Raw genomic sequence first — 26,031 nt, 5'->3', positions numbered from 1 at the left:
CCTAGGCCAACCGCGCCCTGCGGGCCCGCCAACCCGCCACCAGCGAGGGCCCCAGCGCCACCAGCGCCGAACCGAACACCACCGTGACCGCCCCCACATAGCCCAGGGCGTTGATGTCCTCGGCATGCACATAGTCAGGCCACACCCATGCTGCCAGCGCCACCGCAACGAAGGTCACCAACGGGGTCAGCGCCAGCGTGGCACTTACCCGCGACGCCTCCCAGTGCGCCAGCGCTTCGGCGAACGCGCCGTACGCCACCAGGGTGTTCAGGCAACAGGCCAGCAGCAGCCAGCCTTGCACCGGGGTCAGTTGCAAGGCCTCCAGTGGGTGCACCCAAGGTGTCAGCAACCCAGCGCAGCTGAGGTAGATCACCATCATCACCTGCTGCGAGTGCCACACGGTCAGCAACTGCTTCTGGCTCAGGGCGTAGAACACCCAGATGCTGGTCGCCAGCAAGATGGTCAACACGCCGGTAGTATAGGCACCCAGTGAAGTCAGCAGCTCTTCCAGGCGCTGGTTGAAGAACAGGCCAAACCCTGCCAGCAGCACCAACAGCCCCATGCCCTGCCCCACACTGAAGCGCTCGCGGAACACGAACACGCTGGCCACCAGCAACAGCACCGGGCCGATCTGTACCACCAGTTGTGCGGTACCCGGGCTAAGCAGTTTGAGACCGATCAGGTAGAGCACGTAGTTGCCCATCAGGCCGAGCACCGCAACCAGCACCAGGCCCTTGCCCCTGGGCGCCAGCTTGCGGATGGACGGCAAACGCCGCTGAGCCGCCAGCCAGGCGAACAGCAGGCCGCCGGAGACCAGCAGCCGGTACCAGGTGACAGTGATCGGGTCGACCACTTGCAGTACCTGCTTGAGCTTGATCGGCAGGATGCCCCAGAGCAGCGCTGTCAGAAGTGCCAGGAACAGCCCATAGCCCCAGCGGCCAGAAGTGGTGTGCATAAAATCCTCGATCAAGCCCGTAGTGGGGGTTGTTGAATTCTACGGGGTTGGAGGACGGGGACGGTGGAGAGTGCCGAGAAAAGAATTCATCAGGTCATTCTTTTGGGGCATGGCTGGGGGGAGGTGTTGCCTGTGCTGGCCCTTTCGCGGGTAAACCCGCTCCTACAGGAGCGTGAACTGCGCCCCGGTGTTGGATTTTTTGTCCAACATCCGGGGCGCAGCTCAGCACGCGATCCCCGGTAGGAGCGGGTTTACCCGCGAAGAGGCCAGAACAGGCAACCTCACCTTCGGCTATTTCTTGTGCTTGGCAAACGCCGCTTCCAGCGCCTCGTTGATGGTGCGCACCACCTTCACCCGCGCCCAGCGCTTGTCATTGGCTTCCACCAGCGTCCATGGGGCAATCTCGTTGCTGGTGCGGTCGACCATGTCGCCCACAGCCTGGGAGTATTCGTCCCACTTGTCGCGGTTGCGCCAGTCATCCTCGGTGATCTTGTAGCGTTTGAACGGAATCTGCTCACGCTCTTCGAAACGCTCCAGTTGGGTTTGCTGATCGATCGCCAGCCAGAACTTCACCACCACCACGCCCGCATCCACCAACTGCTCTTCAAAGTCGTTGATCTCGCTGTAGGCACGCATCCAGTCGGCCGGGCTGCAGAAGCCTTCCACCCGCTCCACCAGCACCCGGCCATACCAGGAGCGGTCGAAGATGGTGAACTTGCCACGTGCCGGGATGTGCCGCCAGAACCGCCACAGGTAGGGCTGGGCGCGCTCTTCTTCAGTGGGTGCGGCAATCGGCACGATGCGGTACTGACGCGGATCCAGCGCCGCCGCCACGCGACGGATGGCGCCCCCCTTGCCGGCGGCGTCGTTGCCTTCGAACACCGCCACCAGCGCGTGCCGGCGCATGCGCTTGTCACGCAGCAGGCCGGCCAGGCGGGCCTGTTCGGTGATCAACTGTTCCTGGTAGTCGGCCTTGTCCAGCCGCAACGTCATGTCCAGGGCGCCAAGCAGGCTGCGGTCGTCGATGCTATGGCTCAACGGGGCCACGTTGCCCTGGTGCTTGCCCTTGGGGTTATTGGCCAGCGCGGCCTGCAGGCTTTCCAGCAGAATGCGCCCCACCGCCAGGCTGCGGTAATTCGGGTCTACCCCCTCGATGATGTGCCATGGCGCATAGTCGCGGCTGGTGCGGCGCAGCACGCGCTCACCAAAGCGCACGAAACGGTCGTAGGTTTGCGATTGCTGCCAATCCAGCGGGCTGATCTTCCAGCTGTGCAGCGGGTCGTCCTTGAGCGATTTCAGCCTCGCCTTCATCTGCTTCTTGGACAGGTGGAACCAGAACTTGATGATCAGCGCACCTTCATCGCAAAGCATCTCCTCCAGGCGTTCGGCACCGGTAATGGCCTGATCGAGGACGGCATCCTTGAACACCCCGTGCACACGCCCCTGCAGCATCTGGCTGTACCAGTTGCCAAAGAACACCCCCATCCGCCCCTTGGGCGGCAAGGCCCGCCAGTAACGCCAGGCGGGCGGGCGGGCCAGCTCTTCGTCGGTCTGCTGGTCGAAGGTGAGCACATCGATCATGCGCGGGTCCATCCACTCGTTGAGCAGTTTTACCGTCTCACCCTTGCCGGCGCCTTCAATGCCGTTGATCAGCACGATCACCGGAAAACGCGCTTGCTGCTTGAGTTCGTACTGGGCTTCGAGCAGGGCCTCGCGTAAAGCGGGTACCTCGGCGTCGTAAGCCTCCTTGTCGATGCTGTGGCCGATTTCGGCAGATTCGAACATGCACTGGCTCCTTCAATGGATAAGCAAGACTAGCGGATTTCATTTCTGCCTGTACGGGCCTCTTCCCGAGTGAGCGCGCTCCCACAGCTCATCCGGATGACATAAAATCCCGCCATCCGCTGCAACCGAGCCAACCATGCCCACCCTCCTCCAGCACGCCCAGATCGACTGGGATGACCAGGGCCGCCCCCATTCGCGGCACTATGACGACGTCTATTTCGCAGTCAACGAAGGCATCGAAGAAACCAAGCACGTGTTCCTAGGCCAGACCCGCCTGGCCGAGCGTTTTGCCAACCTGGCGCCGCATGCCTGCACGGTGATCGGCGAAACCGGTTTTGGCACCGGCATGAATTTTTTCTGCGCCTGGCAGCTGTTTGACCAGCACGCACACAGCGACGCGCGCCTGCACTTCGTCAGCGTCGAAAAGTACCCCCTCGCCCACGCCGACATGGCCCGCGCAGTAAGCCTGTGGCCTGAACTGGCCGCCTATACCGAGCCGCTGCTGGAGCAGTACGTGGCGGTGCACCCGGGCTTTCAGCAGTTCACCTTCGCCGATGGCAGGGTCACCCTGACCCTGTTGATAGGCGATGTGCTGGAACAGCTGCCGCAGCTCGATGCGCAGATCGATGTGTGGTTCCTCGACGGCTTCGCCCCCGCCAAGAACCCCGACATGTGGACCCCGGCGCTGTTTGCGCAACTGGCGCGGCTATCGCATCCGGGCACGGTGCTGGGCACCTTCACCACTACCGGCTGGGTACGCCGCAGCCTGGTAGAAGCCGGCTTCGCCATGAAGAAGGTGCCAGGCATCGGCAAGAAGTGGGAAGTGATGAGCGGCGCCTACGTCGGCCCCCTGCCCGGCCCACACGCGCCTTGGTACGCACGCCCCGCTGCTGCACAGGGGCCGCGCGAGGCGCTGGTGATCGGTGCCGGTCTTGCCGGCAGCAGCAGCGCCGCCAGCCTGGCCCGGCGTGGCTGGCAGGTTACCGTGCTGGAGCGCCACGAAACCCCGGCCCAGGAAGCTTCGGGCAACCCGCAAGGGGTGCTGTACCTCAAGCTGTCTGCCCATGGCACCGCGCTGTCGCAGATGATCCTGTCCGGGTTCGGCTACACCCGGCGCCAGCTGCAGCGCTTGCAGCGTGGCCGTGACTGGGATGCCTGCGGGGTGCTGCAACTGGCCTTCGACAGCAAGGAGGCCGAACGCCAGGGCAAGCTGGCTGCCGCCTTCGACCGCGGCTTGCTGCACCCGCTGGAGCGCGCCGAGGCCGAAGCCATCGCCGGCGTGGCGTTGCCTGGCGGCGGGTTGTTCTACCCCGAAGGTGGCTGGGTGCACCCGCCGGCACTGTGTCAGCAGCAGTTGCAGCACCCAGGTATTCAGCTGGTGACCCACCAGGAAGTGCTCGAACTGCGCAAAGTGGGTGAACAGTGGCAGGCCTGGGCTGGCGACCAGCTGTTAGCCAGCGCTCCAGTGGTGGTCCTGGCCGGTGCAGCGGATGTGCGGCGCTTCGCCCCTTGCGCGCAGTTACCACTCAAGCGCATCCGTGGGCAGATCACCCGCTTGCCGGCCACCGCCAGCAGCCAGGCACTGCGTACCGTGGTGTGCGCGGAAGGCTATGTGGCACCGCCGCGCGAGGGTGAACATACACTGGGGGCAAGTTTTGACTTCCACAGTGAGGACCTTGCGCCGACGCTGGCCGAGCACCAGGGCAACCTGGCACTGCTGGACGAAATTTCCGTCGATCTGGCGCAGCGGCTGGGCGTGGCTAAACTGGACGCTGAGCAACTGCAGGGGCGTGCAGCGTTCCGTTGCACCAGCCCGGATTACCTGCCGATCGTCGGGCCGGTCGCCGACGGGCAGGCGTTTGCCGAAGCCTACGCAGTGCTGGGCCGTGATGCACGGCAGGTACCGGATGTGCCCTGCCCTTGGTTGGGCGGGTTGTATGTGAACAGCGGGCACGGCTCACGCGGGTTGATCACGGCGCCGTTGAGTGGCGAGCTGGTGGCGGCCTGGGTATGTGGGGAACCGCTGCCATTGCCGCGGGCGGTGGTGGAGGCCTGCCATCCGAACCGGTTTGGGTTGCGTCGGTTGATTCGAGGGACGTGATAGCATCAAGCTGTATGCCCATCCACTTATAACCAAAAGGTCTAAAACTCTCAAAAAGCAAACATGTCAGTTCATTAAGGTGCCCTAATCCGGGGCATCACCTCCCCAACGGAAAAACCGGTAAGGACTTATGTGCGGATTAGCAGGAGAATTGCGTTTCACCCCCATCGACCAAGCCCCTCGCCCAGCCGACCTGGCTGCGGTAGAGCGCATTACCCATCACCTGGCCCCGCGTGGCCCGGATGCCTGGGGCTTCCATAGCCAGGGCCCGATCGCCCTGGGCCACCGGCGCCTGAAGATCATGGACCTGTCCGACGGCTCGGCGCAGCCGATGGTCGACAACACCCTGGGCCTGTCGTTGGCCTTCAACGGTGCCATCTACAACTTCCCCGAACTGCGCGAGGAACTGCAGGCGCTGGGCTACAGCTTCTGGTCCGACGGCGACACCGAGGTGCTGCTCAAGGGCTACCACGCCTGGGGCGCGGCCCTGCTGCCCAAGCTCAACGGCATGTTTGCCCTGGCCATCTGGGAGCGCGACAACCAGCGCCTGTTCCTGGCCCGCGACCGCCTCGGCGTCAAACCCCTGTACCTGTCGCGCAACGGTGAGCGCCTGCGCTTTGCCTCGACCCTGCCGGCGCTGCTCAAGGGCGGCGACATCGACCCGATGCTCGACCCGGTGGCTCTCAACCACTACCTGAACTTCCATGCCGTGGTACCGGCACCGCGTACCCTGCTGGCCAACGTGCAGAAGCTGGAGCCTGGCACCTGGATGCGCATCGACCAGCATGGCGAAGTGGAACGCCAGGTCTGGTGGCAACTGCACTACGGCCCCCACCCCGACGAGCATGAACTGGACCTGGAAGGCTGGACCACCCGCGTGCTCGACGCTACCCGGGACGCCGTAGCCATCCGCCAACGGGCTGCTGTGGATGTTGGCGTGTTGCTGTCCGGCGGGGTCGATTCCAGCCTGCTGGTCGGCCTGCTGCGCGAAGTGGGGGTGGAAGACCTGTCGACCTTCTCCATCGGCTTCGAGGATGCCGGCGGAGAGCGCGGCGATGAGTTCCAGTACTCCGACCTGATCGCCAGGCACTACGGCACCCGCCATCACCAACTGCGCATTGCCGAACACGAGATCATCGACCAGTTGCCGGCTGCGTTCCGCGCCATGAGCGAGCCGATGGTCAGCCACGACTGCATCGCGTTCTACCTGCTGTCGCGGGAAGTGGCCAAGCACTGCAAGGGCGTACAGAGCGGCCAGGGTGCCGACGAGCTGTTCGCCGGTTACCACTGGTACCCGCAGGTGGACGGCGCCGACGATGCCTATGCGGCCTATCGTGATGCGTTCTTCGACCGCAGCCACGCCGAGTACCGCGACACCGTGCAGGCCCCCTGGCTGCTGGAAACCGATGCCGCCGGTGACTTCGTACGCGAACACTTCGCGCGCCCGGGCGCACCGGCTGCCGTGGACAAGGCCCTGCGCCTGGACAGCACCGTGATGCTGGTCGACGACCCGGTCAAGCGGGTGGACAACATGACCATGGCCTGGGGCCTGGAGGCGCGCACGCCGTTCCTTGATTACCGCCTGGTGGAACTGTCGGCACGCATACCCGCACGCTTCAAGCTGCCCGACGGCGGCAAGCAGGTGCTCAAGCAGGCGGCGCGACGGGTGATCCCGCATGAGGTGATCGACCGCAAGAAGGGTTACTTCCCGGTACCGGGCCTGAAGCATCTGGAAGGTGCCACCCTGGGCTGGGTACGTGAGCTGTTGACCGACCCCAGCCAGGACCGAGGGTTGTTCAACCCGGCCATGCTCGACCGCCTGCTGAGCAACCCGCACGGTCAACTGACGCCATTGCGCGGTTCCAAGCTGTGGCAACTGGCAGCGCTTAACCTGTGGTTGAGCGAACAAGGAATCTGACCGATGAAAGCCCATGAAATCGCTTATGGTCAGCGCCTGCTGCGCGGCCAGGCGCCGTCCTACGAGCGCCTGCAAGCGCGCCTGGCCGGCGACGGCAGCCAGCCCCACGACCAACCGCGTGCCGTGCACTGCGGCTGGGGCCGGCTGCTGATAGGCCACACCTACCCCGACCCGGTTTCCCTGGCCGAGGATTTGCTCGACGAGCACCCGGGCGAACGTGACATCGCCCTGTACGTGGCCGCACCGCAGCAGGTGCTGGCCCAGGCCCCACAGCAGCTGTTCCTCGACCCGTCCGACACCCTGCGCCTGTGGTTCACCGACTATCGCCCGGCGCAGCGGGTATTTCGCGGCTTTCGCGTGCGCCGGGCACAGAACCCCGCCGACTGGCAGGCGATCAACACCCTGTACCAGGCGCGCGGGATGCTCCCCGTCGACGCCGAACTGCTTACCCCCCGGCACTTGGGTGGCCCGGTGTACTGGCTGGCAGAGGACGAAGACAGCGGCTCGGTGATCGGCAGCGTCATGGGCCTGAACCACACCAAGGCGTTCGATGACCCCGAGCACGGCAGCAGCCTGTGGTGCCTGGCGGTGGACCCACACTGCACCCGCCCCGGCGTGGGCGAGGTGCTGGTGCGCCACCTGATCGAACACTTCATGAGCCGTGGCCTGGCCTACCTGGACCTGTCGGTGCTGCACGACAACCGCCAGGCCAAGCGCCTGTACCAGAAACTGGGTTTTCGCAACCTGCCCACCTTCGCCGTCAAGCGCAAGAACGGTATCAACGAGCAGCTGTTCCTCGGGCCCGGCCCGCAGGCCGACCTCAACCCCTACGCACGCATCATCGTTGACGAGGCCCTGCGCCGGGGCATCGAAGTGCAGGTGGACGACGCCGCTGGCGGCCTGTTCACCCTGAGCCTGGGCGGGCGGCGCATTCGCTGTCGGGAATCGCTCAGCGACCTGACCAGTGCCGTGACCATGACCCTGTGCCAGGACAAACGCCTGACCCAGCACGCCCTGCACAACGCCGGGCTGCAGGTGCCCGCGCAACAGCTGGCGGGCAATGCCGATGACAACCTGGCGTTTCTCGACGAGCATGGCGCGGTGGTGGTCAAGCCAGTCGATGGCGAGCAAGGCCAGGGGGTGGCGGTGAACCTGACCTGTATCGACGACATCACCCGTGCCGTGGCGCACGCCCGCCAGTTCGACAGCCGCGTGCTGCTGGAAAGCTTTCATGCCGGGTTCGACCTGCGCATCGTGGTGATCGGCTACGAGGTGGTGGCCGCCGCCATCCGTCACCCGGCGCAGGTGCTGGGCGACGGCAAACACAGCGTGCGCCAGTTGATCGAAGCCCAGAGCCGTCGCCGCCAGGCCGCCACCGGTGGCGAAAGCCGCATTCCGCTGGACGACGAAACCGAGCGCACCTTGCGCGCAGCGAGCGTTGGTTATGACGACGTGCTGCCAGCCGGCCAGCGCCTGGCCGTGCGACGTACGGCCAACCTGCACACCGGCGGCACCCTGGAAGACGTCACCGAACGCCTGCACCCGGTGCTGGCCGATGCTGCCGTGCGCGCGGCACGCGCATTGGAAATTCCGGTGGTGGGGCTGGACTTCATGGTGCGTGATGCCGGGCAGCCGGAGTACGTGATCATCGAGGCCAACGAACGTGCCGGCCTGGCCAACCATGAACCTCAGCCCACGGCCGAGCGTTTTATCGACCTGCTGTTTCCCCATAGCCGGCCTTTGGCCTGACAACTGCTCGGCTTTTTGTGGGAGCGGCCTTGTGTCGCGAATGGGGTGCGAAGCGCCCCTAGGATCTCAGCTTCGCTGCCGATATTGCCGGGGCCGCTTTGCGGCCCTTTCGCGACACAAGGCCGCTCCCACAAGGACTGCGAAATTTTAACCCGACCGGAGGCCTGGACATGTCCGAGCGACACCCCGAACCCGATCTCGACTACCTCAAACGCGTGCTGCTGGAAATGCTCGCCATCCCCAGCCCCACCGGCTTCACCGACACCATCGTGCGCTACGTGGCCGAACGCCTTGACGAACTGGGCATCCCCTTCGAGCTGACCCGCCGCGGCACCATTCGCGCCACCCTCAAAGGCCGGCAGGCCACCCCCGACCGCGCCGTCTCTGCCCACCTGGATACCATCGGCGCCAGCGTGCGCCAGTTGCAGGACAATGGCCGCCTGGCCCTGGCCCCCGTCGGCTGCTGGTCCAGCCGTTTTGCCGAAGGCAGCCGGGTTAGCGTGTTCACCGATACCGGGGTATTCCGTGGCAGTGTGCTGCCGCTGATGGCCAGCGGGCATGCCTTCAACACGGCCATCGACCAGATGCCGATCAGCTGGGATCACGTGGAAGTGCGCCTGGATGCCTACTGCGCCACGCGCGCCGACTGTGAGGCACTGGGCGTGAGCATTGGGGATTTCGTGGCCTTCGACCCCTTGCCCGAGTTCACCGAAAGCGGCCACATCAGCGCCCGTCACCTGGACGACAAGGCTGGCGTGGCCGCATTGCTGGCGGCATTGAAGGCGGTGGTGGAAAGCGGTCGCCAGCCGCTGATCGACTGCCACCCGCTGTTCACCATCACCGAGGAGACCGGCTCGGGAGCAGCCGGCGCCCTGCCCTGGGACGTCAGCGAGTTCGTCGGCATCGACATCGCCCCGGTGGCGCCTGGGCAGGCTTCCAGCGAGCATGCGGTCAGTGTGGCCATGCAGGACTCGTCGGGGCCTTACGACTACCACCTGTCCCGGCACCTGCTGAAACTGGCCGGTGACCACGACTTGCCGGTGCGGCGCGACCTGTTCCGCTATTACTTCAGCGATGCCCATTCGGCGGTGACTGCCGGGCACGACATTCGTACCGCGCTGGTGGCCTTTGGTTGCGATGCCACCCATGGTTACGAACGCACCCATATCGACAGCCTGGCAGCGCTGAGCCGGTTGTTGTCAGCCTACCTGCTGAGCCCGCCAGTGTTTGCCAGCGACTCGCAGCCGGCCAATGCATCGCTCGAGCGCTTCAGCCACCAACTGGAGCATGATGCGCAGATGGAAAGCGACACGCGGGTACCGGCGGTGGACAGCCTGATCGGAAACAAAGGCTAAACGCCCACGGGGCTGCAAAGCGGCCCCTACACCTCGAATGTTTCGCGTAGCATGCCCAGACCTATTTCAGACACCACCCGACCATGCTGATCCCCTACGACCAATTGCAAGCCGAAACCCTGACCCGCCTGATCGAGGACTTCGTCACCCGCGACGGCACTGACAACGGCGACGACACCCCGCTGGAAACCCGCGTGCTGCGGGTACGCCAGGCGTTGGCCAAAGGCCAGGCTTTCATCCTTTTCGACCTGGAAAGCCAGCAATGCCAGTTGCTGGCCAAGCATGATGTGCCCCGCGAGCTGCTCGAATAGCAGGCAAGGCCTGTTCAGGCCTTGCTCTGCTTGGACGCCTTGATGCGCTTGTGAACTTCGGCTCGATGCACCGGCACCTCACGCGGAGCATCCACACCAAAGCGCACCACGCCGTCCCGGGTCTCCACCACGACGATCCGGATATCATCGCCAATCATGATGACCTCCCCCACTTCGCGCCCAATTACCAGCATGTTCCGATCCTCCTGCGAAAGGGAAAACCGGAGCCTGCCCCGTAGGTATTCAGCTACTCAATAGCCCCACTGCGATTCAGAAGCCCCTTACGCTTTTGAGTAATTTCTCCTACAGACCAATCATCGCGACTGAGCTTTTGCCCGCATTTTCACTGCCATTTCGGCCATCTCGTCATACAGCCGCTCAGGGGCCTGGCGTTTCAGTTGCCAGGCCTGGCGCCCTGCCTCATGGGGCAGGATGAGGAACTCGCCTGCAGCGACCTGCTGATGGATATAATCGGCAATGTCCGCCGCACTGATCGGCGAACCTTCAAGCAGCTTGCCAACCTGTGCCTTCATCGTCGGGTTCGGCCCGCGGAACGAGTCCAGCAGGTTGGTCTGGAAGAACGACGGGCACACCACGTGCACCGCCACCTCAATCTGGCGCAACTCCACCAGCAGGCTTTCCGACAATGCCAGCACGCCGGCCTTGGCCACGTTGTAGTTGCTCATGCCCGGGCCCTGCATCAGTGCAGCCATCGAGGCGATGTTGATAATGCGCCCCTTGCTGCGCTCCAGCAGCGGCAGGAACGCCTTGCAACCCTTGACCACGCCCATCAGATTGACGGCGATCTGCCAGTCCCAGTCTTCCAGCGACAGCTCGGCGAAGAACCCGCCCGAAGCGATGCCGGCGTTGTTGACGATCACATCGACCCCACCGAACTTCTCTTCGCAGGCCTGGGCAAGGGCCGTCAGCTGGCTATAGTCGCGCACATCGCAGCGCTGGACGAAGCCGTCGCCACCGGCCTGGTGAACCTGCTCCAGCGTTTCGCGCAGGCCGGTTTCGTTGACATCGGCCAGTGCCAGGCGCCAGCCCTCACGCGCCCAGCGCAGGGCGATCTCGCGGCCGAGGCCAGACCCGGCGCCGGTGATCATGATGCGTTTTTGCATGGTCGCAGGCCTTGTTCTGACAAGTAGTCCGGTGAGTCTAATCAAGGCGTCGCCATCCGGCAGGATTCATCAGGGTAGTGAATGGGCGGGCATGACCGGGTAGGCGGCTGCACGGGGATGGAATCTTTACCAACCCGCACCGGTCCGAATTATCGAGAGGCCAGCATTCTCAGGCTCTTGCCCCCTAATCACGCAAGGACTTTGACATGACCACGATCCTTATCATCATCCTGATTCTGCTGCTGATCGGTGGCTTACCGGTCTTCCCCCACTCGCGCAGCTGGGGCTATGGCCCTTCCGGCATAATCGGCGTGGTGTTGGTGATTCTGCTGGTACTACTGTTGCTTGGGATGATATGACGCGCTGCGGACAGTCACTTCAGACAATCACTTGAGGCGAGTGGCAAGCGAGTCGCCTGCATAAAATAAAAAACGCCCCGACTGGCGGGGCGTTTTTCAGTGCAGGTTAATGACGTTAGTGCGAGACCGCCCCGCTGGCACCCAGGCCAGTCTGTGAACGCACGAACTGCGGGAAGAACAGCGCGCGCTCATCCTCAGCCGCCTTGGACTTGTCGGTGACCGAGAAGAACCAGATGCTGACGAAGGCAATGGCCATCGAGAACAGCGCCGGGTACTCGTACGGGTAGATTGGCTTCTCGTGGCCGAGAATCTGTACCCAGATGGTCGGGCCAAGGATCATCAGCGTCACCGCACTCACCAGGCCCAGCCAGCCGCCGATCATGGCGCCGCGGGTGGTCAGCTTCTTCCAGTACATCGAAAGCAGCAGTACCGGGAAGTTGCAGCTGGCCGCAATGGAGAACGCCAGGCCGACCATGAAGGCGATGTTCTGCTTCTCGAACAGAATCCCCAGGCCGATCGCCAGCACGCCCAGGGCGACAGTGGTGATCTTCGATACGCGGATCTCGTCCTTGTCGTTGGCTTTGCCCTTGCGCCAGACGCTGGCGTACAGGTCGTGGGACACCGCCGAGGCACCGGCCAGGGTCAGGCCAGCCACCACCGCCAGGATGGTGGCGAAGGCCACCGCCGAGATGAAGCCGAGGAACACACTGCCACCCACCGCATTGGCCAGGTGCACCGCGGCCATGTTGTTGCCGCCCAGCAGGGCGCCTGCGGCGTCCTTGAAGTCCGGGTTGGTGCTGACCAGCAGGATCGCGCCAAAGCCGATGATGAAGGTGAGGATGTAGAAGTAGCCGATGAAGCCTGTGGCGTACAGCACGCTCTTGCGCGCTTCCTTGGCGTCACTGACGGTGAAGAAGCGCATCAGGATGTGCGGCAGGCCGGCAGTACCGAACATCAGTGCCAGGCCCAGGGAGAACGCCGAGATCGGGTCCTTGACCAGGCCGCCGGGGCTCATGATCGCCTCACCCTTGGCGTGTACCTTGATCGCTTCGGTGAACAGCGTGTTGAAGTCAAAGCCCACGTGCTTCATCACCATCAGCGCCATGAAACTGGCACCGGACAGCAGCAGCACAGCCTTGATGATCTGTACCCACGTGGTGGCCAGCATGCCGCCGAACAGCACGTACAGGCACATCAGGATACCCACCAGAACCACCGCCACATGGTAGTCCAGGCCGAACAGCAGCTCGATCAGCTTGCCGGCACCGACCATTTGCGCGATCAGGTAGAACGCCACCACCACCAGCGAACCGGAGGCAGACAGGGTGCGGATTTCCTTTTGCCCGAGGCGGTACGAGGCCACGTCGGCGAAGGTGTACTTGCCCAGGTTGCGCAAGCGTTCGGCAATCAGGAAAAGAATGATCGGCCAGCCGACCAGGAAGCCGATCGAGTAGATCAGGCCGTCGTAACCAGAGGTGAACACCAGTGCGGAAATACCCAGGAACGAGGCGGCTGACATGTAGTCGCCAGCAATCGCCAGACCGTTCTGGAAGCCGGTGATCTTGCCGCCGGCAGCGTAATAGTCCGATGCCGACTTGTTGCGTTTGGAGGCCCAGTAGGTGATGCCGAGCGTGAAGGCGACGAAGGCCACGAACATGGCGATGGCGGAAACGTTCAGCGGTTGTTTCTGCACCTCGCCGGTCAGGGCATCGGCGGCCCACACGGCGGGTGCAAAAGCTCCGCAGGCCAGTACGGCCAGGGCTTTGACAGGGCGAATCATTGTTGCGCCTCCTTCAGGATTTCCTTGTTCAGCTCATCGAATTCGCCGTTGGCGCGGCGCACGTAGATGGCGGTCAGGACGAATGCCGAAACGATCAGACCGACGCCCAGGGGAATGCCCCAGGTAATCGATGACTCAGGGCTGAGCTTGGCGCCCAGCACATGGGGACCGTAGGCGATCAGGAGGATGAAGGCGCAATACAGGCCGAGCATGATCGCCGAGAGAATCCAGGCGAACCGCTCGCGTTTGGTGACCAGCTCCTTGAAACGGGGGCTGTTTTGTATCGAGAGGTAAATGCTGTCGTTCATTGTTTTTGTCCTAGCAGCACAGATACGGGATGGAACCCACGCCCTTACTTTATGCTGCCGATGGACGCCAACCAGACGACCTTAGTCTTAGATGCAACGGTGTTTTACCGATTGCGTAACAACGTGAAAACCTGTTCGCGGGTAAACCCGCTCCTACAAGGGCCTGCACAGGCCTGTAGGAGCGGGTTTACCCGCGAAGAAACAACATTGGCCCTGGAAGGCTTTTACTTGCCAGTCCACTCCTTCACACGATCAGGGTGCTTGGCTACCCAGTCCTTGGCCGCCGCTTCAGGCTTGGCCCCTTCCTGGATCGCCAGCATCACCTCGCCAATCTCGTCCTTGGACTGCCAGTTGAACTTCTTCAGGAACTCCGCCACTTCCGGTGCCTTGGCTGCCAGTTCCTTGCTGCCGATGCTGTTCACGGTTTCTGCCGCGCCATACACGCCTTTCGGGTCTTCGAGGAACTTCAGCTTCCACTTGGCGAACATCCAGTGCGGAACCCAACCGGTCACCGCAATCGACTGCTGCTTGGCATAGGCACGGCCCAGCTCCGCAGTCATCGCCGCACCCGAGCTGGCCTGCAACTTGTAACCCGTCAGGTCATAGTCCTTGATCGCCTGGTCGGTCTTGAGCATCACACCGGAGCCTGCGTCGATGCCGACAATTCTGTCCTTGAAGGTATTGTCGGTCTTGAGGTCGGCGATGCTCACTGCCTTGACGTATTCGGGGACGATCAGACCGATCTTGGCGTCCTTGAAGTTAGGGCCGTAGTCGACCACGTTGTCCTTGTTCTTGGCCCAGTACTCACCATGGGTCACCGGCAACCAGGCCGACAACATGGCATCGAGTTTTCCAGTTGCCACACCCTGCCACATGATCCCCGTGGCCACGGCCTGCAGCTTCACGTCGTAGCCGAGTTTTTGCTTGATTACTTCGGCGGCCACGTTGGTGGTCGCCACGCTGTCGGCCCAACCATCCACGTAACCAATGCTTACTTCTTTGGCCATAGCCTGTGCAGCGCTCATGGCCATTACCAGGGCGGTGCCCACACCCAGTAAACGTCGCATTTTCTTCAAAGTTGCCATCAAAGCATCCCCTCGTCAGGTCTTGGAGATTGCATCATCGTCCTGCAACACAAGTCGACCTGATCCAGCTGCGACCTATACCCGCCCCATATGCGACAGCACTATGCCATTAGCGCCATCGGTCGGCATCGGTCTGCGCGATCCTTGCATGCCAAAGGTTTGGCGCCGGGCTACTATCCAGCCTTTTGTACCAGACGATGGACCGCCCGATGCCCAGTTGTAGCCGCCTGTTGTTACCGTTGTACCTGCTTGCCTGCCTGCTGGCCCTGCTCGGGCTGGGGGGGCTCTGGTACGGGCTGGGCAAGCCGGTGCACCTGCCCGATGCGGCCAGCCCTGCGCACAAACTGCAATGCGCCTCGTACACGCCGTTCGACAAAGACCAGTCGCCTTATGACCAGCCGTTTCGCCTGCGACCGACGCGGATGGACGCCGACCTGGCGTTACTGGCCGAGCGGTTTCAGTGCATCCGTACCTATTCCATGAGCGGTCTTGAGGCAATCCCGGCGCTGGCACGCAAGCATGGCCTGAAGGTGATGCTGGGCGCCTGGGTGAACGCACACCCGGCCGACACCGAGAAGGAAATCAACCTGCTGATCGCCGCTGCCAACGCCAACCCTGACGTGGTCAGCGCGGTGATCGTCGGCAATGAGACACTGTTGCGCAAGGAGGTGACCGGTGCCCACCTGGCCAAATTGATCGCGCGGGTGAAGCGCCAGGTCAAGGTGCCCGTGACCTACGCCGATGTCTGGGAGTTCTGGCTGCAGCACCCGCAGGTGGCCCCGGCAGTGGACTTCCTGACCATCCATCTGCTGCCCTACTGGGAGGACGACCCGCGTGGCATCGACGATGCCTTGGCCCACGTTGCCGATGTGCGCCGTGTGTTCGGCACACGCTTCGCGCCCAAGGACATACTGATTGGCGAAACCGGCTGGCCCAGCGAAGGCCGCCAGCGTGAAACCGCGGTGCCCAGCGGGGTCAATGAGGCGCGCTTCATCCGTGGTTTTGTGGCCATGGCCGAGCGCAATGGCTGGCACTACAACCTGATCGAAGCCTTCGATCAACCTTGGAAACGCGTCAATGAGGGCGCAGTGGGGGGTTACTGGGGGCTATACGACGCGGACCGGCAGGACAAGGGCGTGCTCGAAGGACCAGTGAGCAACCTGCATGACTGGCCGCAGTGGCTGCTGGCCAGCGCCGTGCTGATGGTGATCATGCTGGCGCTGGCCGGGCGCCCCGCTACACCGATGGCGGCCTTGCTGCTGCCATTGCTGGCGGCGTTTGGCGCCGCTTGCCTGGGCCTGTGGGGCGAGTTGATGCGTACTCATGCTCGCTTTGCCGGGGAATGGTTGTGGGCACTGATGCTGGCCGGGCTGAACCTGCTGGTGCTGGCCCATGCGTTGTTGGCGCTGGCGCGGCGGGCCGGCTGGCGTGAGCGCTTGTTCACCTGGCTTCAGGTGCGAGCCGGCTGGCTGTTGCTGACGGCGGGCTTTGCTGCGGCGGTGAGCATGCTGGCAATGGTGTTCGACCCGCGCTACCGCAGCTTCCCCAGTGCGGCCCTGGCGTTGCCGGCGCTGGTGTATGTGCTGTGGCCGGTGCGGGCACGGCGGGCGGAGGTGGCGTTGCTGGCATTCATCGTCGGCGCCGGAGTGGCGCCGCAGTTGTTCGTGGAAGGGCTGGAGAACCAGCAGGCCTGGGGCTGGGCGGTGGTGAGTGTGCTGATGACGGCGGCGTTGTGGCGCAGCTTGCGGATGCGCCAGGCTTGATACTGCATATCCCTCAAGCCCAGCGCGGACCTTGTGTGGCCTTGTGTCGCGAAAGGGGCGCGCAGCGGCCCCAGCAATTTTTGCTGTGAAGCTTTAACCCTGCCTTTCGCGACACAAGGCCGCTCCCACAGGTACGCGCAGCTGCTTACAATGGGGGTTGCCTGACCAGACGCAACCCCGCCAGTACCAGCGCAAACACCGCAATGCTGGCGGTGTACAGCACCAGCGCCGGCACCGCGAACACCAACGCCAACACTGCCAGCCACCAGCCGGCACGCGCGGAAACGAACTGGGCCAGTAATGCAAGGCCCAGCCCGCCCCAGGCCATTACCTGATAGTGAATGCCCAACCCCAGCAGCGAACGCACCTCGCACTGCCAGTACGCCGTCGGCACTGCGCACAGCCCTACCCACTGGCCATCCTCCATGAGGCCGTAACGCACGCCATAACTGGCCGCAAGCCAGAGCCCCAGAAACAGCACCAGCAACGCCGTCGGCAGCGAACGAGACATCCTGTTCTCCAATAGCGGTAATCGAAAGCATCCATGATCGCTTATGCCCGGTTGTAAGGCAAAATCACACACCGGCAGCTATGTTGCAGATAGCAAGTACGCCAAAGACCACCGCAGCGGGCAACTTTGCCCGCCTGGTTGTGGTCCTAGCCTGCACACTGCTCGACCTTGCGTTCTTTTGGGGGATTACATGCTTCGATCTTTGCGCCTCGCTGCCCTGCTCGGTAGCCTGCTCATGGCTGTGGCCGCTTCAGCGCGGGATATCGACGCTGCCAGCTATGGCTACCCTTTGACCAACCCGTTCGAGGCGACCATCGCCACCACCCCGCCGGACAAGCGCCCTGACTTGCCCAGCGACGATGAAATCAATCAGTCCGATTACAGCCTGAACTTGCGCCCGGAACGTGAGTTCACGTTGCCCGACAACTTCTGGGCAGTGAAGAAGCTCAGGTACCGCCTGGCTCGCCAGGATCGCGAAGCGCCGCTGATCTTCATCATCGCCGGCACCGGCGCGCCCTACAGCAGCAGCATCAATGAATACCTGAAAAAGCTGTTCTACCAGGCCGGCTTCCACGTGGTGCAACTGTCATCGCCCACCAGCTATGACTTCATGAGTGCAGCCTCGCGCTTTGCTACCCCCGGTATCAGCCAGGAAGACGCCGAAGACATGTACCGGGTGATGCAGGCCGTGCGCGCCCAGCATCCACGCCTGCCGGTCAGTGACTTCTACCTCACCGGTTACAGCCTGGGTGCGCTCGACGCCGCCTTCGTCAGCCACCTGGACGAGACCCGCCGCAGCTTCAACTTCAAGCGTGTGCTACTGCTCAACCCACCGGTCAACCTCTACACCTCGATCAACAACCTCGACAAGCTGGTGCAAACCCAGGTCAAGGGCATCGACCGCAGCACCACGTTCTATGAGCTGATGCTGGAAAAACTCACCCGCTACTTCCAGGACAAGGGCTACATCGACCTGAACGACGCCTTGCTGTACGACTTCCAGCAGTCGCGCCAGCACCTGTCCAACGAACAGATGGCCATGCTGATCGGCACCTCGTTCCGCTTCTCGGCAGCCGACATCGCCTTCACTTCCGACCTGATCAACCGCCGCGGCCTGATCATTCCGCCGAAATTCCCGATCACCGAAGGCAGCAGCCTCACGCCGTTCTTCAAGCGCGCCCTGCAGTGCGACTTCGACTGCTACATGACCGAACAGGTGATTCCGATGTGGCGCGCCCGCACCGACGGCAACAGCATCCTGCAATTGGTCAACCAAGTCAGCCTGTATGCCCTGGAAGACTACCTGCGCAGCAGTGACAAGATCGCCGTGATGCACAACGCCGACGACGTCATTCTCGGCCCGGGCGACATTGGCTTTTTGCGCAAGGTGTTCGGTGACCGGCTGACGCTCTACCCCCATGGCGGCCATTGCGGCAACCTCAACTACCGCGTCAACAGTGACGCCATGCTGGAGTTCTTCCGTGGTTAACAAACTCCTCTTCGCCACTGCCCTGCTTGCCGCTGGCCACACCCTGGCCGCCGAAACCGCCCCACGAGCCAGCGTGGTCGAAGCCGACCCACAGGTGAGCAGTACCGCGCCCCTGGCGCCCGAAGCCGATGGTTTCCTCGACCCGCTGCGTGAGCTGAAATTCAACCCTGGGCTGGACCAGCGCGAATTCGAGCGCTCAACCTTGGCGGCGCTTAACGTGTACGACCCGCTGGAGTCGATCAACCGGCGCATCTATCACTTCAACTACCGACTGGACCAATGGGTGCTGCTGCCGCTGGTGAATGGCTACCAGTATGTCACTCCAAGTTTCGTGCGCACGGGGGTGAGCAACTTCTTCAACAACCTTGGCGATGTGCCGAACCTGTTCAACAGCGTGTTGCAGCTCAAAGCCAAGCGCTCTGCAGAAATCACTGCGCGACTGATGTTCAACACGATTATCGGCGTGGGTGGGCTGTGGGATCCGGCGACCAGCATGGGCCTGCCGCGCCAGAGCGAAGACTTTGGCCAGACCCTGGGCTTCTATGGCGTGCCGGATGGGCCGTACCTGATGCTGCCGGTGCTAGGGCCATCGAACCTGCGCGATACCACCGGGCTGGTGGTGGACTATGCGGGAGAGCAGGCAGTCAACTACCTGAACGTGGCTGAAGTCAGCAGCGACCACCCGGAAATCTTCGCCTTGCGCGTGGTGGACAAGCGCTATACGACCAAATTCCGCTATGGCCAGCTCAACTCGCCGTTCGAATATGAAAAGGTGCGGTATGTGTATACCCAGGCGCGCAAGTTGCAGATAGCCGAATAAGCCTGCTGCGGCCCTTTCGCTCCTGCACAGGCATTACACAAACTTGTAGGAGCGGGTTCACCCGCGAAAGGGCCCACACAAGCAACATCACCCCCCCAGGAACTCGCAAAGCTCGCGCTTCTTGGCCAGGGCATCGCGCCGCCCCAACTCGATCAGTTCACTGCAATAGCTGGCCTCGAACAGCAAATAGCTCAGCACCCCCGCCCCGCTGGTGCGCGTCGCCCCCGGTCCACGTAAAAACAGGCGTAACGCCGCCGGCAACTCGCGGCGGTGCCGAGCGGCAATCTCGTCCAGCGGCTGACTGGGTGCCACCACCAGTACGTCAATCGGGGCCAGCCCCAGGCGCCGGGCATCCAGGTGCGCTGGCAACAGCCCGCTCAAGTGGTTGAGGCGCTGCAGCAGTTCGATATCGTCTTCCAGGCTGTCAATGAACGTACTGTTGAGCATGTGCCCGCCGATCTGCGCCAGGCTCGGCTGCTGCCCGCTGAACACACGCTGGGGCGGCAACGGTGGCGCTGGCCGCTGCGGGTTTCCGCTGACCCCGACCACCAGCACGCGGCTGGCCCCCAGGTGCAAGGCCGGACTGATCGGCGCCGATTGGCGCACTGCACCGTCGCCGTAATATTCACCGCCTAGTTGCACCGGGGCGAACAGCAGCGGGATCGCCGCGCTGGCCAGCAGGTGGTCGATGGTCAACGGTGCAGGTACGCCAATACGCCGGTGACGCAACCAGGCCTCGATGGTGCCGCGGCCTTGGTAGAAGGTCACCGCCTGGCCAGACTCGTAGCCAAAGGCGGTCACTGCCACGGCGCGCAGTTGCTCGGCGGCCAAGGCGTGGCCGATGCCATCCAGGTTCAGGTGCGTTTGCAGCAGGCTGCGCAAAGGGCTGCTGTCGAGCAACGCCACGGGGGCCTGGCCACCCAGCCCCAGCAGGTTGTGGCCGACGAAGCGGCTGGCCTGGCGCACGACCCCGGGCCAGTCGCTGCGGATGACCAGATGGCTGCGGAAATTCTGCCAGAAGGCAGTGAGCCGCTGCACGGCGTCGTTGAAGTGCACGGCACCACTGGCCAGGGTGACCGCGTTGATGGCCCCGGCGGAGGTGCCGACGATGACCGGGAACGGGTTGTGCGCGCCGGCGGGCAGCAACTCGGCGATGCCCGCCAGCACGCCAACCTGGTAGGCGGCGCGGGCGCCGCCGCCAGACAGGATGAGACCGGTTACCGGGGGTGGAGCCATGGAGTCCTTCCTGGGGTCAAGGTGCTTTCATGCCCGGCCTCTTCGCGGGTGAACCCGCTCCCACAGGGCCCCGCAATATGCAGAACCTGTGGTAATCCTGCAGGAGCGGGTTTACCCGCGAAGAGGCCGGGCCTGCTTACAAGGTTCAGCGCTTTTTCTTGTCATACAGCCGCGGCGCCCCTTCGGGCCGCGACTTGAACCGACGGTGCGCCCACAGGTACTGCTCGGGGCACTCGCGCAACACGCTCTCGACCCACCGGTTGATGCGCAGGCAATCGGCCTCTTCGCTTTCCCCGGGGAAATCCGCCAGCGGCGGGTGGATGACCAGCCGATAGCCGCTGCCATCCTCCAGGCGCTTCTGGGTGAACGGGATCACTTGCGCCTTCCCCAACCGGGCGAACTTGGTAGTGGCCGTTACCGTCGCTGCCGGGATGCCGAACAGCGGCACGAAGATACTTTGCTTGGCGCCGTAGTCCTGGTCCGGTGCGTACCAGATCGCCCGGCCCGAACGCAGCAGCTTGAGCATGCCGCGCACGTCTTCGCGCTCCACCGCCAGCGAGTCGAGGTTGTGCCGCTCGCGGCCGCTGCGCTGGATGAAGTCGAACAGTGCATTGCCGTGTTCGCGGTACATGCCGTCGATGGTGTGCTGCTGACCGAGCAGCGCGGCGCCGATTTCCAGGGTAGTGAAGTGCACCGCCATGAGGATCGCGCCCTGCCCCGCCTGCTGGGCGGCCTGCAGGTGCTCAAGGCCCTCGATATGGGCCAGGCGCGCCAGCCTTGCCTTGGGCCACCACCAGCTCATGGCCATTTCGAAGAAGGCGATGCCGGTTGAAGCGAAGTTGGCCTTGAGCAAACGCTGCCGTTCGTCGACAGACAGCTCCGGGAAGCACAGCTCCAGGTTGCGCGCGGCGATGCGTCGACGTTCACCGGCGACGTGATACATGACGGCGCCCAGCGCGGCACCGACTTTCAGCAGCACCCGGTACGGCAACTGGACTACCAGCCACAGCAGGCCCAGGCCCAGCCATAGGCCCCAGAACTTGGGGTGAAGGTAATAGAGACGAAAACGCGGGCGTTCCATTGAAGCATCCGGAAAGACAAAGGCCGCGCATTCTACAACGGATCAGCGCATGTTGCGGGCAACCGGTGTTCTCGTTATAAGTCAGGGCACTTTTTTCGCAACAAGCCGTCTATGCAGACCATGAGCCCAAACCACACACCCGACACCGCCTCCGTGTTCCAGCTCAAGGGCAGCATGCTCGCCATTACGGTACTGGAACTGGCACGCAATGACCTTGAAGCCCTCGACCGCCAGTTGGCGGCCAAAGTCGCCCAGGCCCCTAACTTCTTCAGCAATACACCGCTGGTGCTGGCGCTGGACAAGCTGCCGGCCGACGAAGGGGCGGTCGACCTGCCCGGCTTGATGCGGATTTGCCGACACCACGGCCTGCGTACCCTGGCCATCCGCGCCAACCGCATCGAGGACATCGCCGCCGCCATCGCCATCGACCTGCCGGTGCTGCCGCCGTCCGGGGCCCGCGAACGGCCGCTGGAGCCCGAGCCCGAGGTAGTCAAAAAGCCCGAACCGGCCCCGGCGCCACCACCGCCCCCCGAACCCGAGGTGCGCCCGACCCGCATCATTACTTCGCCAGTACGCGGTGGCCAACAGATCTATGCTCAGGGGGGGGACCTGATTGTTACCGCCTCGGTCAGCCCAGGTGCGGAACTTCTGGCCGATGGCAACATCCATGTGTACGGCGCCATGCGTGGCCGCGCCCTGGCCGGCATCAAAGGCAACACCAAGGCGCGTATCTTCTGCCAGCAGATGACCGCCGAAATGGTCTCGATCGCCGGCCAATACAAGGTTTGCGAAGACCTGCGCCGGGATCCACTGTGGGGGACCAGCGTGCAAGTCAGCCTGTCTGGTGACGTGTTGAACATCACCCGTCTTTAACGGATACTTGCCAGCATTTTTAGAGCAACTTTTTTACCGTTGCCTTTATTTAGCTATTTCAGTTTTTTGCAGGGACAAGTGTCCCGACTATTTTTAGGGGTGAAACACCTTGGCCAAGATTCTCGTGGTTACTTCCGGCAAGGGGGGTGTGGGCAAGACCACTACCAGCGCCGCCATTGGTACCGGCCTCGCACTGCGCGGCCACAAGACCGTCATTGTCGACTTCGACGTGGGCCTGCGTAACCTCGACCTGATCATGGGCTGCGAACGCCGCGTGGTGTACGACTTCGTCAACGTGGTCAACGGTGAAGCCAACCTGCAACAGGCCCTGATCAAGGACAAGCGCCTCGAGAACCTGTACGTGCTGGCCGCCAGCCAGACCCGTGACAAGGACGCGCTGACCCAGGAAGGCGTGGAAAAGGTACTGATGGACCTGAAAAAGGACTTCGAGTACGTCATCTGCGACTCGCCGGCCGGTATCGAAAAAGGTGCTCACCTGGCCATGTACTTCGCTGACGAAGCCATCGTGGTCACCAACCCGGAAGTGTCGTCGGTACGTGACTCCGACCGCATGCTGGGCATTCTGTCGAGCAAGTCGCGCCGCTCCGAAAACGGTGAAGAGCCGATCAAGGAGCATCTGCTGATCACCCGCTACCACCCAGAGCGCGTCGTCAAAGGCGAAATGCTGAGCGTGGCCGACGTGGAAGAAATCCTGTCGATCAAGCTCAAGGGTGTGATCCCGGAGTCGCAGGCCGTCCTCAAGGCGTCCAACCAAGGTATCCCGGTCATTCTCGATGACCAGAGCGATGCCGGCCAGGCCTACAGTGATGCGGTCGACCGCCTGCTGGGCAAAGAGAAGCCGATGCGCTTCATCGATGTACAGAAGAAGGGATTCTTCGAGCGCATTTTCGGGAGCAAATAAACCATGAACCTTTTTGACTTCTTTCGTGGCAGACAGAAACAGACCAGCGCGTCGGTAGCGAAAGAGCGTCTACAGATCATCGTGGCGCACGAGCGCGGCCAACGCAGCGAACCGGACTACCTGCCCGCACTGCAGAAAGAACTGCTGGAAGTGATCCGCAAATATGTGAACATCGGCAACGATGATGTGCATATCGAGCTGGAAAACCAGGGCAGCTGCTCGATTCTCGAGCTGAACATCACCCTGCCGGATCGCTGATCCGCGTAGTCGACAACTTGGGGCTGCCTTGCAGCCCTTCGCGGGCAAGCCCGCTCCTACAGGGGAACGCATATCCTTTGTAGGAGCGGGCTTGCCCGCGAAGGGCCGCAAAGCGGCCCCAGCGTTTAACGCTATTTTCGTGAGACCTGCAATGCCGCTGTCGAATGTCCAGATCCTCTTCGAAGACGCTGCCATCCTGGTGATCAACAAACCGACCCTGCTGCTGTCGGTCCCTGGCCGTGCCGAGGACAACAAGGACTGCCTGATCACCCGCCTGCAGGAAAACGGCTACCCCGATGCGCTGATCGTGCACCGTCTGGACTGGGAAACCTCCGGCATCATCCTGCTGGCCCGCGATGCCGACAGCCACCGCGAGCTGTCGCGCCAGTTTCACGACCGTGAAACGGAAAAAGCCTACACCGCACTGTGCTGGGGCCAGCCGGCGCTGGACAGCGGCAGCATCGACCTGCCGCTGCGCTACGACCCACCGACCAAACCACGGCATGTGGTGGACCACGAGCAGGGCAAGCACGCCCTGACCTTCTGGCGTATCGTCGAGCGCTGCGGCGATTACTGTCGGGTGGAGTTGACACCGATTACCGGGCGTTCGCACCAGTTGCGCGTGCACATGCTGTCGATCGGGCACCCGCTGCTGGGTGATAGGCTGTATGCCAACCCGCAAGCCCTGGCGGCCCATGAGCGGCTGTGCCTGCATGCCTCGATGCTGAGCTTCACCCACCCGGTGTCCGGGCAGCGGTTGAAGTTCGAGTGCCCGGCGCCGTTCTGATTTCGCAGGGCCTGTACCGGCCTCTTCGCGGCTAAAGCCGCTCCCACAGGGACCGCGCTGCTCTCAGGGGCTGTGTAATACCTGTGGGAGCGGCTTTAGCCGCGAAGATGCAGACACAAATTGTCGACATTGTGCGTTAAACTCGCGCCACTGCTGTCTGGAGTGAGCTATGCGCGATGCACTGAATACCGGCCTTATCGACTTTCTCAAGGCCTCCCCCACGCCCTTCCATGCCACCGCCAGCCTGGTCCAGCGCCTTGAGGCGGCCGGCTACAAGCGCCTGGACGAGCGCGACAGTTGGGACCCTGAGGCCGGCTGCCGCTACTACGTCACCCGCAACGATTCTTCAATCATCGCCATCAAACTGGGCAAGCAGTCGCCGCTGCTCAATGGCATCCGCATGGTCGGCGCCCACACTGACAGCCCGTGCTTGCGGGTCAAGCCTCAGCCCGAGCTGCAGCGCCAGGGCTTCCTGCAACTGGGCGTGGAAGTGTATGGCGGCGCGTTGCTGGCCCCCTGGTTCGACCGCGACCTGTCGCTGGCCGGCCGCGTCACCTACCGCCGTGACGGCAAGGTCGAAAGCCAGCTGATCGACTTCAAGCTGCCAATCGCGATCATCCCCAACCTGGCGATCCACCTGAACCGCACCGCCAACGAAGGCTGGGCGATCAACCCGCAGAATGAACTGCCCCCCATCCTCGCCCAAGTGGCCGGTGACGAACGCATCGACTTCCGCGCCCTGCTCACCGAGCAACTGGCCCGCGAGCACGAATTGATCGCCGACGTGGTGCTGGACTACGAGCTGAGCTTTTACGACACGCAGGACGCCGCGCTGATCGGCCTGAATGGCGACTTCATCGCCGGCGCCCGCCTGGACAACCTGCTGTCGTGCTACGCCGGTTTGCAGGCCCTGCTGGCCGCCGACAGCGACGAAACCTGTGTACTGGTGTGCAACGACCACGAAGAAGTCGGCAGTTGCTCGGCCTGCGGTGCCGATGGCCCAATGCTGGAGCAGACCCTGCAGCGCCTGCTGCCCGATGGCGACACCTATGTGCGCACCCTCCAGCGCTCGCTGATGGTGTCGGCCGACAACGCCCACGGCGTGCACCCCAACTACGCCGACAAGCATGACGGCAACCACGGGCCGAAGCTCAACGCCGGGCCCGTGATCAAAGTGAACAACAACCAGCGCTACGCCACCAACAGCGAGACTGCCGGGTTCTTCCGCCACTTGTGCATGGCCGAGGAAGTACCGGTGCAGAGCTTTGTGGTGCGCAGCGACATGGGCTGTGGCTCGACCATCGGGCCGATCACCGCCAGCCACCTGGGTGTGCGCACGGTGGATATCGGTTTGCCGACCTTTGCCATGCACTCCATTCGCGAGCTGTGCGGCAGCCATGACCTGGCGCACCTGGTGAAGGTACTGACCGCGTTCTACCGTAGCCGCGAACTGCCTTGATG

The 26,031-nt window shown here is 63.2% G+C and carries 24 protein-coding genes; 14 read left to right on the top strand and 10 right to left on the bottom strand.

Annotation, left to right across the window (positions count from 1 at the left end):
* Nucleotide 1: 1 nt before the first annotated feature.
* Together ACF8RA_RS03535 and pap are read right to left on the bottom strand one after the other, a co-directional pair.
* Complete coding sequence (locus ACF8RA_RS03535; protein WP_339444558.1) at nt 2–955, bottom strand: DMT family transporter; 954 nt, start codon at nt 953–955, stop codon at nt 2–4.
* A 291-nt stretch (nt 956–1,246) separates the two neighbouring features.
* Entirely contained in the window at nt 1,247–2,740 is a 1,494-nt protein-coding gene (gene pap, locus ACF8RA_RS03530) for a polyphosphate:AMP phosphotransferase (protein ID WP_176685038.1), read from the bottom strand.
* A 136-nt stretch (nt 2,741–2,876) separates the two neighbouring features.
* Here pap and mnmC point away from each other — a divergent pair, with 136 nt between their 5' ends.
* From mnmC to ACF8RA_RS03505, 5 genes are all read left to right on the top strand, one after another.
* Nucleotides 2,877–4,841 carry a bifunctional tRNA (5-methylaminomethyl-2-thiouridine)(34)-methyltransferase MnmD/FAD-dependent 5-carboxymethylaminomethyl-2-thiouridine(34) oxidoreductase MnmC gene (gene mnmC / locus ACF8RA_RS03525; protein ID WP_392518787.1) on the top strand — a complete coding sequence of 655 codons (1,965 nt, stop codon included), beginning with the start codon at nt 2,877–2,879 and terminating at the stop codon, nt 4,839–4,841.
* 130 nt (nt 4,842–4,971) lie between these two features.
* Nucleotides 4,972–6,759: an N-acetylglutaminylglutamine amidotransferase gene (locus tag ACF8RA_RS03520; RefSeq protein ID WP_209964134.1), complete on the top strand. Its 1,788-nt coding sequence runs from the start codon at nt 4,972–4,974 to the stop codon at nt 6,757–6,759.
* Between the two features lie 3 nt (nt 6,760–6,762).
* Nucleotides 6,763–8,508, top strand: a complete 1,746-nt coding sequence (ngg, locus tag ACF8RA_RS03515) for an N-acetylglutaminylglutamine synthetase (protein ID WP_176685035.1) — start codon at nt 6,763–6,765, stop codon at nt 8,506–8,508.
* Nucleotides 8,509–8,678: 170 nt separating this feature from the next.
* Complete coding sequence (locus ACF8RA_RS03510) at nt 8,679–9,863, top strand: osmoprotectant NAGGN system M42 family peptidase (RefSeq protein WP_176685034.1); 1,185 nt, start codon at nt 8,679–8,681, stop codon at nt 9,861–9,863.
* Nucleotides 9,864–9,946: 83 nt separating this feature from the next.
* The gene (locus tag ACF8RA_RS03505) at nt 9,947–10,174 is read left to right on the top strand and encodes a YheU family protein (protein WP_004575803.1); all 228 of its coding nucleotides are present in this window, start codon (nt 9,947–9,949) and stop codon (nt 10,172–10,174) included.
* Nucleotides 10,175–10,188: 14 nt separating this feature from the next.
* On the opposite strand, the gene csrA is transcribed toward ACF8RA_RS03505, so the two are convergent.
* Together csrA and ACF8RA_RS03495 are read right to left on the bottom strand one after the other, a co-directional pair.
* Nucleotides 10,189–10,368: a carbon storage regulator CsrA gene (gene csrA / locus ACF8RA_RS03500; RefSeq protein ID WP_176685033.1), complete on the bottom strand. Its 180-nt coding sequence runs from the start codon at nt 10,366–10,368 to the stop codon at nt 10,189–10,191.
* A gap of 120 nt (nt 10,369–10,488) precedes the next feature.
* Nucleotides 10,489–11,298 (bottom strand): SDR family oxidoreductase, encoded by an 810-nt coding sequence (locus ACF8RA_RS03495; RefSeq protein ID WP_392518786.1) that lies wholly within the window; start codon nt 11,296–11,298, stop codon nt 10,489–10,491.
* Nucleotides 11,299–11,504: 206 nt separating this feature from the next.
* On the opposite strand from ACF8RA_RS03495, the gene ACF8RA_RS03490 reads away from it, so the two are divergent.
* Complete coding sequence (locus ACF8RA_RS03490; RefSeq protein ID WP_003252624.1) at nt 11,505–11,657, top strand: DUF3309 family protein; 153 nt, start codon at nt 11,505–11,507, stop codon at nt 11,655–11,657.
* A gap of 115 nt (nt 11,658–11,772) precedes the next feature.
* Here ACF8RA_RS03490 and ACF8RA_RS03485 read toward each other — a convergent pair whose 3' ends face one another.
* The 3 genes from ACF8RA_RS03485 to ACF8RA_RS03475 form a co-directional block, all read right to left on the bottom strand.
* The gene (locus ACF8RA_RS03485; RefSeq protein ID WP_176685031.1) at nt 11,773–13,437 is read right to left on the bottom strand and encodes a cation acetate symporter; all 1,665 of its coding nucleotides are present in this window, start codon (nt 13,435–13,437) and stop codon (nt 11,773–11,775) included.
* Complete coding sequence (locus ACF8RA_RS03480; RefSeq protein WP_010952786.1) at nt 13,434–13,745, bottom strand: DUF485 domain-containing protein; 312 nt, start codon at nt 13,743–13,745, stop codon at nt 13,434–13,436. Before ACF8RA_RS03480 ends, ACF8RA_RS03485 begins: the two co-directional genes overlap by 4 nt.
* Before the next feature lie 224 nt (nt 13,746–13,969).
* Nucleotides 13,970–14,830 carry a glycine betaine ABC transporter substrate-binding protein gene (locus ACF8RA_RS03475; protein ID WP_176685030.1) on the bottom strand — a complete coding sequence of 287 codons (861 nt, stop codon included), beginning with the start codon at nt 14,828–14,830 and terminating at the stop codon, nt 13,970–13,972.
* A 197-nt stretch (nt 14,831–15,027) separates the two neighbouring features.
* Here ACF8RA_RS03475 and ACF8RA_RS03470 point away from each other — a divergent pair, with 197 nt between their 5' ends.
* The gene (locus ACF8RA_RS03470) at nt 15,028–16,593 is read left to right on the top strand and encodes a beta (1-6) glucans synthase (RefSeq protein WP_392514145.1); all 1,566 of its coding nucleotides are present in this window, start codon (nt 15,028–15,030) and stop codon (nt 16,591–16,593) included.
* Nucleotides 16,594–16,738: 145 nt separating this feature from the next.
* Here ACF8RA_RS03470 and ACF8RA_RS03465 read toward each other — a convergent pair whose 3' ends face one another.
* A complete protein-coding gene (locus tag ACF8RA_RS03465; protein WP_176685028.1) occupies nt 16,739–17,104 on the bottom strand; it encodes a hypothetical protein in 366 nt (121 codons plus the stop codon).
* Between the two features lie 190 nt (nt 17,105–17,294).
* Here ACF8RA_RS03465 and ACF8RA_RS03460 point away from each other — a divergent pair, with 190 nt between their 5' ends.
* The gene (locus ACF8RA_RS03460; protein ID WP_176685027.1) at nt 17,295–18,593 is read left to right on the top strand and encodes a serine/threonine protein kinase; all 1,299 of its coding nucleotides are present in this window, start codon (nt 17,295–17,297) and stop codon (nt 18,591–18,593) included.
* A 73-nt stretch (nt 18,594–18,666) separates the two neighbouring features.
* Nucleotides 18,667–19,413: a VacJ family lipoprotein gene (locus ACF8RA_RS03455; RefSeq protein ID WP_370844494.1), complete on the top strand. Its 747-nt coding sequence runs from the start codon at nt 18,667–18,669 to the stop codon at nt 19,411–19,413.
* A gap of 87 nt (nt 19,414–19,500) precedes the next feature.
* On the opposite strand, the gene ACF8RA_RS03450 is transcribed toward ACF8RA_RS03455, so the two are convergent.
* Both ACF8RA_RS03450 and ACF8RA_RS03445 read right to left on the bottom strand, forming a co-directional pair.
* Nucleotides 19,501–20,649 carry a patatin-like phospholipase family protein gene (locus ACF8RA_RS03450; RefSeq protein WP_176685025.1) on the bottom strand — a complete coding sequence of 383 codons (1,149 nt, stop codon included), beginning with the start codon at nt 20,647–20,649 and terminating at the stop codon, nt 19,501–19,503.
* A gap of 145 nt (nt 20,650–20,794) precedes the next feature.
* Nucleotides 20,795–21,730, bottom strand: coding sequence for a lipid A biosynthesis lauroyl acyltransferase (locus ACF8RA_RS03445; RefSeq protein WP_176685024.1), 936 nt, complete (start codon nt 21,728–21,730; stop codon nt 20,795–20,797).
* A 111-nt stretch (nt 21,731–21,841) separates the two neighbouring features.
* On the opposite strand from ACF8RA_RS03445, the gene minC reads away from it, so the two are divergent.
* The 5 genes from minC to ACF8RA_RS03420 all read left to right on the top strand — a co-directional run bounded on the left by minC (nt 21,842) and on the right by ACF8RA_RS03420 (nt 26,029).
* Nucleotides 21,842–22,603: a septum site-determining protein MinC gene (gene minC, locus ACF8RA_RS03440; RefSeq protein ID WP_021782475.1), complete on the top strand. Its 762-nt coding sequence runs from the start codon at nt 21,842–21,844 to the stop codon at nt 22,601–22,603.
* Between the two features lie 109 nt (nt 22,604–22,712).
* Entirely contained in the window at nt 22,713–23,525 is an 813-nt protein-coding gene (gene minD, locus ACF8RA_RS03435) for a septum site-determining protein MinD (protein ID WP_003252574.1), read from the top strand.
* Between the two features lie 3 nt (nt 23,526–23,528).
* Nucleotides 23,529–23,783, top strand: coding sequence for a cell division topological specificity factor MinE (gene minE, locus ACF8RA_RS03430; protein WP_003252572.1), 255 nt, complete (start codon nt 23,529–23,531; stop codon nt 23,781–23,783).
* A 151-nt stretch (nt 23,784–23,934) separates the two neighbouring features.
* A complete protein-coding gene (locus tag ACF8RA_RS03425; RefSeq protein WP_003252569.1) occupies nt 23,935–24,570 on the top strand; it encodes an RluA family pseudouridine synthase in 636 nt (211 codons plus the stop codon).
* A 169-nt stretch (nt 24,571–24,739) separates the two neighbouring features.
* Nucleotides 24,740–26,029 carry a M18 family aminopeptidase gene (locus ACF8RA_RS03420; protein WP_176685023.1) on the top strand — a complete coding sequence of 430 codons (1,290 nt, stop codon included), beginning with the start codon at nt 24,740–24,742 and terminating at the stop codon, nt 26,027–26,029.
* Nucleotides 26,030–26,031 lie beyond the last annotated feature (2 nt).

The organism is Pseudomonas sp. FYR_5, assembly GCF_043106315.1.
Lineage (GTDB): Bacteria > Pseudomonadota > Gammaproteobacteria > Pseudomonadales > Pseudomonadaceae > Aquipseudomonas > Aquipseudomonas putida_Y.
Note: the sequence above shows the minus strand (reverse complement) of the source record. Positions and strands in the feature narration are given on the sequence as shown.

Excerpts from the sequence above, each read along its gene's own strand:
- pap (WP_176685038.1), bottom strand. The coding sequence starts at position 2,740 with ATGTTCGAATCTGCCGAAATCGGCCACAGCATCGACAAGGAGGCTTAC.
- ACF8RA_RS03520 (WP_209964134.1), top strand. The coding sequence starts at position 4,972 with ATGTGCGGATTAGCAGGAGAATTGCGTTTCACCCCCATCGACCAAGCC.
- ACF8RA_RS03420 (WP_176685023.1), top strand. The coding sequence starts at position 24,740 with ATGCGCGATGCACTGAATACCGGCCTTATCGACTTTCTCAAGGCCTCC.
- csrA (WP_176685033.1), bottom strand. The coding sequence starts at position 10,368 with ATGCTGGTAATTGGGCGCGAAGTGGGGGAGGTCATCATGATTGGCGAT.
- ACF8RA_RS03460 (WP_176685027.1), top strand. The coding sequence starts at position 17,295 with ATGCTTCGATCTTTGCGCCTCGCTGCCCTGCTCGGTAGCCTGCTCATG.
- ACF8RA_RS03425 (WP_003252569.1), top strand. The coding sequence starts at position 23,935 with ATGCCGCTGTCGAATGTCCAGATCCTCTTCGAAGACGCTGCCATCCTG.
- ACF8RA_RS03535 (WP_339444558.1), bottom strand. The coding sequence starts at position 955 with ATGCACACCACTTCTGGCCGCTGGGGCTATGGGCTGTTCCTGGCACTT.
- ACF8RA_RS03480 (WP_010952786.1), bottom strand. The coding sequence starts at position 13,745 with ATGAACGACAGCATTTACCTCTCGATACAAAACAGCCCCCGTTTCAAG.
- minE (WP_003252572.1), top strand. The coding sequence starts at position 23,529 with ATGAACCTTTTTGACTTCTTTCGTGGCAGACAGAAACAGACCAGCGCG.
- ACF8RA_RS03505 (WP_004575803.1), top strand. The coding sequence starts at position 9,947 with ATGCTGATCCCCTACGACCAATTGCAAGCCGAAACCCTGACCCGCCTG.
- ACF8RA_RS03470 (WP_392514145.1), top strand. The coding sequence starts at position 15,028 with ATGGACCGCCCGATGCCCAGTTGTAGCCGCCTGTTGTTACCGTTGTAC.
- ACF8RA_RS03445 (WP_176685024.1), bottom strand. The coding sequence starts at position 21,730 with ATGGAACGCCCGCGTTTTCGTCTCTATTACCTTCACCCCAAGTTCTGG.
- ngg (WP_176685035.1), top strand. The coding sequence starts at position 6,763 with ATGAAAGCCCATGAAATCGCTTATGGTCAGCGCCTGCTGCGCGGCCAG.
- ACF8RA_RS03510 (WP_176685034.1), top strand. The coding sequence starts at position 8,679 with ATGTCCGAGCGACACCCCGAACCCGATCTCGACTACCTCAAACGCGTG.
- ACF8RA_RS03465 (WP_176685028.1), bottom strand. The coding sequence starts at position 17,104 with ATGTCTCGTTCGCTGCCGACGGCGTTGCTGGTGCTGTTTCTGGGGCTC.
- ACF8RA_RS03490 (WP_003252624.1), top strand. The coding sequence starts at position 11,505 with ATGACCACGATCCTTATCATCATCCTGATTCTGCTGCTGATCGGTGGC.
- ACF8RA_RS03495 (WP_392518786.1), bottom strand. The coding sequence starts at position 11,298 with ATGCAAAAACGCATCATGATCACCGGCGCCGGGTCTGGCCTCGGCCGC.
- ACF8RA_RS03450 (WP_176685025.1), bottom strand. The coding sequence starts at position 20,649 with ATGGCTCCACCCCCGGTAACCGGTCTCATCCTGTCTGGCGGCGGCGCC.
- ACF8RA_RS03485 (WP_176685031.1), bottom strand. The coding sequence starts at position 13,437 with ATGATTCGCCCTGTCAAAGCCCTGGCCGTACTGGCCTGCGGAGCTTTT.
- ACF8RA_RS03475 (WP_176685030.1), bottom strand. The coding sequence starts at position 14,830 with ATGGCAACTTTGAAGAAAATGCGACGTTTACTGGGTGTGGGCACCGCC.
- minC (WP_021782475.1), top strand. The coding sequence starts at position 21,842 with ATGCAGACCATGAGCCCAAACCACACACCCGACACCGCCTCCGTGTTC.
- mnmC (WP_392518787.1), top strand. The coding sequence starts at position 2,877 with ATGCCCACCCTCCTCCAGCACGCCCAGATCGACTGGGATGACCAGGGC.